Origin of the sequence: Dyella sp. 333MFSha (genome assembly GCF_900102405.1) — a bacterium.
GTDB classification, from domain to species: domain Bacteria; phylum Pseudomonadota; class Gammaproteobacteria; order Xanthomonadales; family Rhodanobacteraceae; genus Luteibacter; species Luteibacter mycovicinus.
In genome coordinates, this window is record NZ_FNBR01000009.1 from 1 (window position 1) to 11,964 (window position 11,964).

The 11,964-nt window shown below is 58.1% G+C and carries 10 protein-coding genes; all 10 read right to left on the bottom strand.

The window, feature by feature from the left end; genetic code table 11:
- Window positions 1-167: transposase (locus BLT40_RS19410; protein ID WP_143025902.1), on the bottom strand; the 167-nt coding region annotated here is incomplete at its 3' end.
- 603 nt (window positions 168-770) lie between these two features.
- Complete coding sequence (locus tag BLT40_RS20700; RefSeq protein WP_254857345.1) at window positions 771-1,136, bottom strand: hypothetical protein; 366 nt, start codon at window positions 1,134-1,136, stop codon at window positions 771-773.
- Between the two features lie 1,042 nt (window positions 1,137-2,178).
- The gene (locus BLT40_RS19425) at window positions 2,179-2,748 is read right to left on the bottom strand and encodes a hypothetical protein (RefSeq protein WP_079523022.1); all 570 of its coding nucleotides are present in this window, start codon (window positions 2,746-2,748) and stop codon (window positions 2,179-2,181) included.
- Window positions 2,749-4,443: 1,695 nt separating this feature from the next.
- Window positions 4,444-5,526 (bottom strand): TrbL/VirB6 family protein, encoded by a 1,083-nt coding sequence (locus BLT40_RS19440; RefSeq protein WP_079523019.1) that lies wholly within the window; start codon window positions 5,524-5,526, stop codon window positions 4,444-4,446.
- 92 nt (window positions 5,527-5,618) lie between these two features.
- Complete coding sequence (locus BLT40_RS19445) at window positions 5,619-6,428, bottom strand: hypothetical protein (protein WP_079523018.1); 810 nt, start codon at window positions 6,426-6,428, stop codon at window positions 5,619-5,621.
- Window positions 6,429-6,470: 42 nt separating this feature from the next.
- Window positions 6,471-8,936, bottom strand: a complete 2,466-nt coding sequence (locus BLT40_RS19450) for a VirB4 family type IV secretion/conjugal transfer ATPase (RefSeq protein WP_079523017.1) — start codon at window positions 8,934-8,936, stop codon at window positions 6,471-6,473.
- Window positions 8,937-8,999: 63 nt separating this feature from the next.
- Window positions 9,000-9,311, bottom strand: a complete 312-nt coding sequence (locus BLT40_RS19455; protein WP_043693047.1) for a VirB3 family type IV secretion system protein — start codon at window positions 9,309-9,311, stop codon at window positions 9,000-9,002.
- Entirely contained in the window at window positions 9,304-9,723 is a 420-nt protein-coding gene (locus tag BLT40_RS19460; RefSeq protein ID WP_043693050.1) for a TrbC/VirB2 family protein, read from the bottom strand. The genes BLT40_RS19455 and BLT40_RS19460 overlap by 8 nt, the downstream gene beginning before the upstream one ends.
- 131 nt (window positions 9,724-9,854) lie before the next feature.
- Window positions 9,855-10,871 (bottom strand): transglycosylase SLT domain-containing protein, encoded by a 1,017-nt coding sequence (locus BLT40_RS20755; RefSeq protein WP_176167898.1) that lies wholly within the window; start codon window positions 10,869-10,871, stop codon window positions 9,855-9,857.
- Between the two features lie 49 nt (window positions 10,872-10,920).
- Window positions 10,921-11,961: a P-type DNA transfer ATPase VirB11 gene (gene virB11, locus BLT40_RS19470; RefSeq protein ID WP_043693053.1), complete on the bottom strand. Its 1,041-nt coding sequence runs from the start codon at window positions 11,959-11,961 to the stop codon at window positions 10,921-10,923.
- Window positions 11,962-11,964: the final 3 nt, after the last annotated feature.

Here is an 11,964-nt window from a genome sequence, read left to right on the forward strand (position 1 = left end):
AGTCGATGCACATCGGATGCCTCCATGCCGCCGTACTTTGACTTCCAGGCGTAGTACGTCGCCTCGGAAATGCCCAGCTCCCGGCACATATCTTTGACCTGCCTGCCGCCTTCGACCTGCTTCAGCGTCGCGACGATCTGGCTCTCGGTGAACTTGCTCTTGCGCATCGTGGGTCTCCTTGGGGATATTTTGCCCGGAGACCTCGGTTTATGTCTGGAGTAAGTTTACGGGGAGTCGACACCAACGTGGAGCCGGCGAGGGCGGGCTTTGTGCCTGCGAGGCGCCCGGAATTGGCACGCATGTCTGCCACCCTTGGCCTTGTTGCGGGTACTGTCCGGGTGGGCACCCACCTTCGGCGTGTGCCGGAATGCAACAAATCGCACACAAAGCAAGAAAGGTCGAAAAAAAGAACTTCATAAATACCCTTACGTTCTTAGAGGCGCGGACTTGGTTGTGCATAGCATGAGCAAAATAATCAGCGGCAAGATGCTGGGAACAAAGCGCAATGAATCGGTTTCCGGAGTGCGAAGTTGGGGCCGCCAAGCATCATGCCACCGGGTTGGCCTTGTCTCGTCGTTGCCGCAGATGAGGAGGTTGCGATCTTCGGAGAGGCAACGTGACGGGAGTCAACGTATCCGCTGAGCTACGCTGCACGCCGAATAATAAACTTGGCAGTTCTGGTCATCTTTGTTGCGGCTATCGATGCCTTTTCTTTCAACTTCTTCTTTTCGTATCAACGCTCTGTATGTTCAGCTTTTTTTCTCCAAAGATCATAGCGACGCACCAATTTCCAGTTGTGACCTGAACTTCACACGCAGTGCCCCCTTTTTCCCTGCAATCTGCTGCTGCGACTTGTTCGGCCGCGCTTGAACTACCTTGGTCCACTGATGTACCCAAGATGCCTTAAGGAATGTCCGCAACGAGGGATTGCCATCGATCACGGCAGACTGGTGCGGGCCGAACAGGCCTGGAGGCAGGTCGCTGATTTTAGTCGGGGCGCAGTAATTCCATCCTTGCCCAACAACCGGATATTGGCCGGGGGGACAAACTTGAGCGAAGGTATCTTGAGCGGCAAGCACGCCACATAGGATGAAGCTTGCTCGTAGCAGCCGTCTCAATGAGTTTGTTTCTTTCATGAGACTAGTCACCTCGCTTTATTTCGGCTGCACTTTCACGTCGTCGTTCACGGTCTGGACGGGTGTTGTTATCCGTTACGTCGAAAACCGCCCGCGCTGGTTCCTGTCGTATTCGGGCCATGTGAATCAGTATGCAGCGGGGTGTATCCGCCGCCCCCTGTTGCATCGGGCGGTTGCCCCTGCGCTCCGGGCCGGCCATTGCCGCCGGGGCCTCCGAACACCGAATAGCGTGCGAATCTACCCAGCGTCCCCTGGAAGAATCGCCGTCATAGGCGATTCGGAGACGCCCACGATGCTGAGGAACAAACCGTTGTCACCTTGTTACATCGCTACGCTACTCAAGCCCTTGGGCTGATCTCCCGTCAGCGAATTCCATTCTTGAGTGACCCGGAACGCGATGCTTATGCGAATCGTCAATTCAAGAAGCATGGCGGCGACCGCACACAAGGCTGCCATAGAAAATATCGCGCATATGCAGTGACTCAGTCAGCTCTGGAGTGCAGCAGATCACGAGTAGGGCGTATGGGCGGCGGGTATCTATTGAATCCGAACTGGCGGACTGCACTCAGCGTAGTGAACGGTGCACTGGGAGTTGGTGCGGCTACATTGCTCGTAGGCAGCGAGCTTCGCCTCGCTCTCAGTGGCTGCACTCTTGAAGTTCAGGGTCTTTTCGCCAACGACCATCACAATGCAACCGTTCTTTGCTGATACTTGCAGTTCGCAAGCAGTGCCTCCTTTTTCTCGACAGTCATTTATAGCTTGTTTCTCAGCATCACCTGCATTCGCAAGCCCCTTGGACGTCCCTAGAATGCCCTTGGGTATATCAGCTGCAGTTGCCTGCCAGCGATCGGCCCAGCGTGCTACAGGCACTTGCTGCGTTTGCTGTTGCTGCCCAGGAATGGGGACGCAAGTCTGGAAACCCTGCCCATTCTGAGGATACTGGCCTGGCGGGCAACCGCCTTCCGCACGAACGGGAGCGGCTACGAAGAACAGTAGCGCAAGTGACAGCACAGAAAGGGAGGAGCGAATCACAGCGAGACCCTCATGTTTTCGAAAATTGCTTCGTTGCATCTGCTTGTGCGACAGGAGTGGTACCGGAAAGGCGTGGCTCGAAGCCTCCGGCTTGTTGATCCCCCGTTTTTTGCGCGTGGCCCGCGTAACTTGGTGCCTTGATCATGCCCGGCGGCTGCCCCTGCGGCCCCGGTCGACCACCCGCACCCTCGAACGCCGAGTAGGTCAGCGCGCTACCCAGCGTCCCCTGGAAGAACATCGCCGCCATGGGTGGAACCGAAACAATGAGAATACTTAGCAGCAGCCCGATGCCGCCTTGCTGCTTGGCGACGCTCGTCAAACCTTCCGGCTGATTCCCCATCAAAGTGTTCAGCCCACGGTTGACCCAGAACGCGATGCTTGCATGCACGGTGAGCCGAAGCACCATGGCCGCCACCGGACTGAGCAACGCCATGGAAAAAATCGTGTCTATGCCGTACACAAACCCGCGTTGAAACAGGCATCTGGTCTGGACGAAGATGAGGGCACCGGCTTTTTCGAAAGCGCGACCCACGTCATGCGCACAATCGAAGGCTGTATCCACTTCTACAACGACCAGCATCCCATCAACCACCGAATATTAAGACACCGCTCCGGCATATGCTTAAGTGGCCTGGCCTGTACGGGTGATGGGGCCTTAGACACGCCGGATGTTTTGCCGACGGCCGCGATCTACAGCGAGTAATTCTTTGCCGGTTGCGTGTCGTAGTTACCCCGAACGAAGTTGGCCCCGTTGATGTGCATATGAAGGCTTGCTGCGGGCGAGATTCTGGACCACCGACCACTATGCCGTTTTCTTCCTTGGCGATGAGGTTGCTGGCTCCCTTCTTTGTCAGCTATTAAGCGAACCTCATTCGCCATCGCAATGCTGCGAGTACCTCAATTAGTGCAGTTTATTGCAATCTTACCGGTGGGCTACACGATGAGTAATATACCCTGCAATTCACATCGTCCTTATTGCACAGTGCAATGCCTTTATCTTCCGCTTGCGCCTTCGTTGGTGCGTCATTCGTATTCATCACGTTATCGCCGACGACCATCGCGACGCAACCATTCGCGTTCGTGATCCGAACTGAGCAATCAGTTCCACCCTTCGATTGGCAATCGCTTATAGCGGTACGCTCGGCAGCCTCTTCGCTTTTCTGATTCGTCGCGGTTCCGAGAATTCCCTTTGGCGTATCACTGGCGATTGCTTGCCACCGAGACTCCCACCTTACGGGCGGTTGTGAAGTGGTACGGTTGTCGCTACCTGGGATTGGGACACACGTTTGCCAGCCTTGACCAGACTGTGGATATTGGCCAGGGGGCAACCGCCCTCGGCGGCTGCCGGCTTACAACCTAAACCGCTCAAGATTAGGAGAGCGATCGAGAAAAGATACTTCATAATGCTTAAGTCCGAGCGATTTGATTATTCGTCTCCTTAGGCAGTGTGATCGTAGGAGACGGAGTGGTTTGGGCGCCCGTGAGTTCCCTGATTTCCTGATTCCGAATGAGTAGTCCTGCTTGCAGGTGCAGGTACAGCCCCGGAAGGAGTATCCCAATCGCCGGATCCTGGTGGCTGCCCCTGAGGCCCTAGTCGGCGACCCGTGCCCCGGAACAACGGGTAAACCAGCGCCGCTACCCAGCGTTCGCTGAAAGAACATTTTCGCCATCGGACGAACGGTACAATCTAATTGCACAGTATTAATCTTACGCTAACCTCGCCCAACTGCCCCAGTGATACGGCGCGCGGTTGCAGTCGAGCATACGAGTTTACTTGGTGAACTTTATTTGATGCGTACGGGTAGAGAGCAGGCCGAATAATATACGCTGCAATTCTCGTCTTGCATGTTGCAAGCTTTCACGGACAACGATTCTGCTTCTTCTTTTGTCCTTGCAGCCCTTGTCAGCATGCGCTTAGCACCCACTGCCATAGCGACACAACCGTTGGATGCTGAAATTTGGAGTTCGCAAGAGCGCCCGCCTTTTGCGCTGCAATCGCTTGTTGCGGAACGTATAGCATCCTGTTCTGTGGCGGCGCCAGTAGAGGTCCCAAGGGCACCCTTGTCAGCATCGGTAACGATGGCCTGCCAGCGTGAGCCCCACTGGACCGGAGCGGGAAGCGTGGCTTGCGACGAAACTTGCTGGCCAGGGATCGGTACGCATGTTTGCCATCCCTGACCTTGTTGTGGATATTGTCCGGGTGGGCACCCACCCTCCGCTTCGGCCGCAAGTGGAGCGAGGATCCAAATGATGGCGAGGAACGAGAGCTTTCTGATCATTGGGCCGGTCTCACTTGTGATGATGGCTTTGTCGCGTCCTGCTGTATTGGCTGTATCGGAGCCGACGTTCTCGAGAATGAACCGCTGGATGAGCCTTCTGCATGTGGCTGATTCGAAGTCATCTGCGGCGCGTAAGTGGTACCTGAGCCCGGCGGCTGCCCCTGAGGCCCCGGTCGACCACCCGCACCCTGAAACACTGAGTAAGTCAGCGCACTACCCAGCGTCCCTTGGAAGAACATCGCCGCCATGGGTGGAACCGAAACAATGAGAATACTTAGCAGCAGACCGATGCCGCCTTGCTGCATGGCGACGCTCGTCAGACCTTCCGGCTGATTTCCCATCAAAGTGTTCAGTCCACGGTTGACCCAGAACGCGATGCTTACACGCACGGTGAGCTCGAGCACCATCGCCGCTACCGCACTGAGCAACGCCATCGAAAAAATTGTTCCTATGCCGTACATAAGCCAGCGCTGAAACAGGGATTTGGTCTGGTCGAAGATGAGGCACAGGATAAAGAGTGGCCCGAGTCCGATGAACAGCGCCATAGCGAACTGGTAGAGAAGCAGCATCGCGCCGGCTGCCATAGGCGGGGAGGCGGTGCCGAAGGTTGCGATATAGAGCGAGCGATCCTTTGCTGACTGCATCTCGTCGTCGCCCTGGACGACCTTGACCCCGTTGATAGTGGAAAGGGCGAGCTGGGTATAAGCGAGGTTCTCATCGATCGACGACGAGGTGGTTTTGTCGTCTTTACCTGTGAATACACCGTTGATCTCCTTGTCGAGATTCTTGGTCAGGTAGGTATGCAGATCAGATCCGGCGAAGGCCATGGTCGTCGCTGCGCCGACGATAACGGCAATGCGTCCCATGTTGAGGACGGTCGCCATCAGCGGCTCGCGTGACTGACCGGTCAAAATACGGAAGCCCTGGAACATGATCCACAGCGTCACGAGCACCAGGGCGATACCGCTGGCCCAGCTCATCATGTTTTTCATGAGGGTCATGCCGAACGTGCTGATCTCATCGCTGAGATAGTCGTAGACAAGCCGGTAGTAGATATAATCCGCGACGTTAGTTGGCATGTGAACCCTGATTCCGGTGCCGGCAGGCAGTGCCTGCGACGGTCTTGCTTATGTAATGGACATCCGTGAACATCAAATCGATCTTGCCCGGCTTACTTGTCGACGGTGAGAGCAGCCTTGAGGACGGCCGCATTCACCAGTGATCCGATCAGCGTCGGCTGGCCGTTCATGGCTCGACGCGCGAAGATCGACTGCTGTTGCTTCAGCATGGCAATCTCGTTGTCTTGCTGCGTGATATTCGTCTCCCACGTCTCTTTTGCTTTAGCCATGGCGGCGTTGTAGCGTCCCGTGTCGCCCGAGAGCGCGCCCATGTTTGCATTGGATTGACCGATCGATGCGCGAATGGCGGCGAGTTGGGTGAGCATGCTCGATTGCTTTTCCAGCTCTTTGAAGTATGCGACCGTGAAGTTGTACTTCTTGTTCTCAGCTACGACCATCGCGGTGCAGATCTGATTTTGCCTGTCGACGATATTGCCATCCGCGTTGATCGCGGTGGTCAGTGCTGACATGATCGACGACTTCAATTGCGAAATGGCATCGGCCGACACGCCTGGGCATCGTTCGGCGACGCCATAATCGAGCGCGATTTCGTTGTACTGCTGCGTTATCGAGAAAATATCGAACTGCAGGGACTGAAGTTTGACGAGCTGCGTCTGCCAGAACTCGTAAGTCTTCTCCCAGTGTGCAATCTCTTTCCCATACTGCGCCGCAGTCTGCGCAAAATCTGCAACGGCTTTTTCGAACGAGGTCTCGCGCTGGATCAGCGCGGCGGCATCAACTACTGGTATGCCGGATGCTTCCGCGCGTTCGATGTTCAGCCCTGCCGCCAAGGTAATTGCAGCCGCCAGCGAGCATTTGGCGAAGCCCTGGATGACTAAGTTCTTGCGAGATGTCGTTTTCATACCATGGTTTCCGTATTTCGATACCGATCTGAGCGCGCCCTGTCAGGCGGCGCGCGTGGACGAGGAGGGCGTTGGGCGGGGTGAGGGCCGGCCTTTGCCGCTTCCCTTGCGGTTTTCGTAGAAGGCTTCCAGCCATTGTTCGGGTTTCAGATCATTGGTCGACACGCCTTCGCTCTCAGCGCGTGCCTGCAGAATCTCGTGCATGATTTCAATGTTGTCCGTCGAGGCGGAGATCACCGCCAGGGCGTCATCCAGGCCGCGCAGATTCAGCTGGCACACGGCCGAAGCGTGGCCTTGCTTCACGACGAAGCAGCGCGAACGCTCATCCAGACCGACCACCACCTGGTACTCGGCTTCGGTCAGTTTCAGGCCGTCGACGTAGTCTTCGCGGCTGGCATTCGGATTAGGCAGCAGGATCATGGTGGCGGTCTGCTCGATCAGCGCGGCCGAGATGTCGCTGGCCAGTGCATCTTCCGGGCTCTGCGTCGCGAAGATGCCCATACCGTTCTGCTTACGGATGGTCTTCTGCTTGTTCTTCGCGAACTCTTTCAGGCCGCCCTTGCCGTCGAGGATCTTCCAGAATTCGTCCATGACGTAGATCAGACGGCGACCGTCGATCAGCGCTTCCAGGCGATGCAACAGGTAGTTGATGACCGGGGCGCGGACTTCCGGATTGTCGATGATATCGGTGTAGTCGAAACCAATGATGTTTGCCTTGGTCAGATCCACGGTATCGCGCGGATTATCGAACACCCAGCCGAGCGAGTTGCCGGCAGTCCACTTGCGCATGCGGATGAACAGACCGTCGTCGCCCAGATTGGGCAGGCTCTTCTGGAAGTTCGTCATGTTGCGGAGGTGGATCGGCGTGTCTAGCATGTTTTCGACGGCGCGGAAGATGTCCTCTTCCTCGCGCGAGCTGTATACGCTCTTGCCGGCCAGTACTTTGATGAGGTTTCCCAGGAACTGGACATTCTCTTCGCTGCGGTCACATTGGAACGGATTGAAACCCGTGGGCTGGCCGTTCTCGAGCGCGAGGTAATTGCCGCCGCAGGCGCGCACGAAAATCTCCGCGCCACGGTCCTTGTCGAAGAAGAAAATTGTCGGCGCGGGGTCGAGCTTCTGCACCTGGCTCAGCAGAAAGTTGATCAGCGCGGTCTTGCCGGTACCGGACTTACCGATGACCATCGTATTCGCAATGGCCTTCTCACCCAGCGAGTTCTCGGCGGGGTGGGTGGCGTGAAAATTGAAGTAGTACGGCTGGCCGTTGGTCGTCTGCAGGGTGGTGACGCACTCGCCCCACGGATTGTTTTCTTTCTTACCCGTGGCGAAGTTGTGCAGCGGCGACAGGCCGAGGAAGTTCAGCGAGCTGACGTTAGCCAGTCGGGTACGGAACTTCCAGTTGCCGGGGAACTGAGCATAAAACGCGGAGGTGACGGCCAGATCTTCCTTCACCGTGACGAAGCCGGCGTTGGACATCTCCGCGCGCGTCGATGCGATCTGCTGCGACAGCAGGTCCTGGCTGGGCGCGTAGATGGCGATGGTGAAGTGATACTCGCCAAGCACGAAGTTGCCCGAGGCCAGCTGATCCATTGCATGGTCGAGCTCGATGATTTGACTGACGGCCTTATCGCCCGAGGAGATCATCATGCCCTTGGTTCGCTCCAGCGCGGACAGCGCGCTTGTGCGGCCCATGGGTGTGAACGAATGGGTGATGACGTACTCGAAATCCAGGTACTTCAGACCATTGAGGATGCCTGGATAGGTGCCGTCGGTGTATTCCTTGATGTTGAGTAGCGCGCCAAAGTGATTCACGCCACTGGGCGTGGTCAGTACGAAGTCGCCGGTCTTGGCCGAAAAGCGCTGGCGGCTGATGGCAAGGTAGTCGTAGACAGGCGCGTTCAGCGCAGGCACCGGCTCGTCCACACGGTTGAGAATGAATCCGTAGAGTTCGAGAATTTCGGAGAACACGATGCCGTTCGAAGCTTCGTACAAGCCAAGACGGTACGGTGCGTAATCCTTGAGTACGGCTTCTACGTTGCCCGCAAGCTCGAGAATGGTTGTGATCGCGTGTGCCTGCTCCTGCTGGAGCCGGTCGACGCTCGTGGATTTCTCCGCCAGTCGACGGTTCTCCGGCATCGGGCGGTACATCATGGTCAGGTAGAGCTCGTTCTGCATGAGCTTCTGCCCGGACAATGCGTCGAAGTACTGATCCGACATGTCCTGGTTGAACTTCTGGCCGAACTTCGACGAGTCGCGCAGGGTGCGACGACGACGGATGTCGTGCACCCAGAAGGCGACGTTGGTGTAGTCCGGCGCACGCAGCGTCTGCAGCATGCGGTTGAACGTATTGTGACGGTGTTCGATCTCCCACTCTTCTCGCCCGACGAAAGGTAGTCCTCCAAGACGCCACACCAACAGAAAGTCGCCGCCGGTCGTTTTCACGACGGTGGGGGAGACGTGGCTGGAGAGAGTGATGTGGGCTGAGATGGGCGCGTCGGGTGTGAACATGGTGGTCGATACCGTGAAAGCCGAAAGGCCCTGGCACGAGGTGCCAGGGCGTGGGTCCTTGATTTACCGCTTGTCCTTTTTACGCGGGTCGCGATAGTTGTTGGGTGTAAACACCCACATGCCGTCGTGTTCCCGTACGTTCCTGACCCTTGTCTTGAACTGAAAGCGCAAGCCAAGCAGGCGGAAGATCAATTCATCGCGACGCGCCATCTGGCGCATCACGAAGATCACCACCGGGATGAGGAGGAGGAAGAAATAATTGAAGTACATGGCCAGCAGCAGACACGAGCCGGCACCCATGAAGAAGGGCACGTAAGGCACGCCCATGAACATGGGCGGGCGCGTGCAGCCGCGGAACAGTACGTTCTTATGCATGGAACGACACGAGGTGGATCGCGGAGTTGATCACGTCCATGAGGAACAGAGACGTGCCGCTGGTGGCGCCGCACTCATCATTGTCCGAGCCGACCACGGTCTTCGCGATCTGGGCAGCCGCACCGATCATCACGCCGCCGATCAGAGCCGGGGTGACGTCCGCGATACGCTTGTGCGCGAAGGCGATCTGGTAGCCGGAGAAGATGACCGCGACGGTCACGACCACGATGGAAGCGGCGTTCAGGATGGTCTTGATGCTTCCGAAGAAGCCGCAGACCTTGGTCTGGGTGGTGTCGTCAGCAAGCGCCAGCTCCGGCAGGAAGGCCAGGGCAAGTAAGGCGAACAGGGCGACCGTGTTGAGCAAGGGGCGCTTGGACTTGGCGATCGTGGTGCTGAGGGCGGACAGGGCCATCTTTCGGTTCCTTCGTTGCGATTGAATCAAATTGCGCCGACGCAACATGCGACGGAGCGGATAAAGCTGCGTGCCGCGCAGCCAACGGTGCCATGGCGCCGCCCGGAATCCGTCCGGCACGGGCCTGCGTATCAGAAGACAAAAGCGTCATCGCCTGACTGCGTTCGGGTATCGGCGTTGTCGACAGGTCGTCCCTGGGGTTGTTGCATCTGGCGTACGGCACCCGGCGGTGGGTCGTTGGGTCCGTGCACCTGCGGTACGAAGATGCCGCCGGCATCCTGTGCGGGCGGTACGGCTTGCGCGCCGGTCGGTGACGCGGCCGACACACCGATCTGCGACATTGCCGCAGCGGTCGATGGATCGGTCTGTATCCGTCCGGCCTGCGACGGCGTATTGACCTGCGGCAGGCGTGCGCCGATCTGCGACATGATGGCGGCGGTATCGGGATCGGTGACGATCGCGCCGGGCGCCGTTTGTGGCGTCTGCACCAGCGCGGGGTTGGTCACCGGTACTGTCTGCATGGCGACCATGCGACTGGAGGGCGCGACGCCCGTGGCGGTGCCGATCATCGCGGCGGCGGCGCTGTCGAGCACGCTGCTGCGCATGGCGACGCGGTAGCTGGGGCTGTCTTCGACCACGCCCCTCATGCCGTTGCCGACCTTGACGACGCGTACCGGGACCGGCCTCGCCTGAAGCGGAATGGCCGCTGCGACCGCGGTTCCCGCGCTGCGCGCCATTGAGGCGAATATCTTCTGCACGTAACCGTGCTGGTATCCGGTGACGAAATTGCCGGAGTAGTAGCAGCTGAATGCCTTACCCCAGTCCTTTCCTGCGCTGTCGTAGCATTCGCGGAGGATGCGAGAGCCGGCTTGCAGGTTGGGGCAGAAGTCAAAGGCCTTCTCGAAGGTGTCCAGCCCGTACTTGCCGAGATTGGCGCGATTCACCTGTGCCGCGCCGACCGAGTAGTTGTAGCCCTGATCCTCGAGCGACTTGACCGTCGCGATGGCTTCACCGAGGTTCTGGGGCTGACGCACGAGCTGACCGCCCACCACGCCGATGGCGTACGGGTTGCGGCTGGACTCTACGTTGACGACGTGCTGCATCACCTCCGCCGGTACGGCAAGGTTGGGGCACGCCATCATTTCCATTCCCGGTATCACCGTTACAACTCCTGTCTAATGACCGATGTCTTAAGTGTTACCCCCCGTCCGCGCTCAGTGCGCGAGCCGGGTTGAAGTCGATGCCGGTGATATAGCGCCGGCCCGCATGTGCCTTGATGTGTACGACGATGTCGATGGTGAGCATGAGCAACCGCTTGATCGTCGCGAATTCCAGTCCAGCGCCTTCTGAAGAGGCCTTCACCATCAGTGCCAGCTGGTCCCAGGTCTGCTCTACGCTGCCTGCGTGGCAGCTTGTGATCGAACCAGGGTGGCCGGACGCGCAATTTCGGATGAAATAAAACGACTCGTCACCGCGCAGCTCCGCCAGGATAATCCGGTCAGGCTTCATGCGCAGGCAGGCTTCCATGCAGCTCTTTGCCGTTACATTGGCTGCACTCTGGCCGCCTTTGGAGTAGAGCAGGTGCACGACGTTGGGCTGGTCGATGAACAGCTCGCGGGCATCTTCAATGGTAACCAGCCGCTCGTCGTCGGGGATGTGACCGACCAGCGACTTCATGAATGTCGTTTTGCCGCTGCCGGTTGCACCAGCCACCACGATATTCTTCTTGCTGAGCACGGCATGGCGAAAGAAGTCCGCATAGCGACGCTCGGCACGTAGTTCGAGCAGTTCCTTGTCAGCCTGGCTGATCGTGTTCGCACCTTCGAGAATTTCGTCGAAGAAACCGTCTTCGCTGTACTGAGCGAGGGTACGCGTCTGCTTCGACGGAAGACGGATGGTGATCGACACACGACCGGCTTCCACGGCGGGCGGGATGACGAATTGCGCGCGCTGGCCGGTGGGGAAGGTCAGCGACACCACGGGATCCGTGTCCGTGATGCGCTGACCGGTATTGCTTTCGTTGACGACGGCGGTACAGAACTGCCGCGCACGCTCGAACGTCAGCGACGGGACGTCCACGCGCTGCCAGCCGCCCTTGCGCTCCAGATAGAGCTCGCCGGGCCGGTTGATGCAGATTTCGGTCACATCCGAAGACGCAAGGAAATCCCTCACGCCCAGCACTTCGTACTGGTAATCGAGGAAGTCGTTGCTGACCTGTGCTAGCGCGCCTTCGTCCATAGT

Bases quoted from the DNA above. Each gene is read 5' to 3' on its own strand.
- BLT40_RS20700 (WP_254857345.1), bottom strand. From the start codon at position 1,136: ATGAAAGAAACAAACTCATTGAGACGGCTGCTACGAGCAAGCTTCATC.
- BLT40_RS19440 (WP_079523019.1), bottom strand. From the start codon at position 5,526: ATGCCAACTAACGTCGCGGATTATATCTACTACCGGCTTGTCTACGAC.
- virB11 (WP_043693053.1), bottom strand. From the start codon at position 11,961: ATGGACGAAGGCGCGCTAGCACAGGTCAGCAACGACTTCCTCGATTAC.
- BLT40_RS19460 (WP_043693050.1), bottom strand. From the start codon at position 9,723: ATGGCCCTGTCCGCCCTCAGCACCACGATCGCCAAGTCCAAGCGCCCC.
- BLT40_RS20755 (WP_176167898.1), bottom strand. From the start codon at position 10,871: ATGGAAATGATGGCGTGCCCCAACCTTGCCGTACCGGCGGAGGTGATG.
- BLT40_RS19455 (WP_043693047.1), bottom strand. From the start codon at position 9,311: ATGCATAAGAACGTACTGTTCCGCGGCTGCACGCGCCCGCCCATGTTC.
- BLT40_RS19450 (WP_079523017.1), bottom strand. From the start codon at position 8,936: ATGTTCACACCCGACGCGCCCATCTCAGCCCACATCACTCTCTCCAGC.
- BLT40_RS19445 (WP_079523018.1), bottom strand. From the start codon at position 6,428: ATGAAAACGACATCTCGCAAGAACTTAGTCATCCAGGGCTTCGCCAAA.
- BLT40_RS19425 (WP_079523022.1), bottom strand. From the start codon at position 2,748: ATGCTGGTCGTTGTAGAAGTGGATACAGCCTTCGATTGTGCGCATGAC.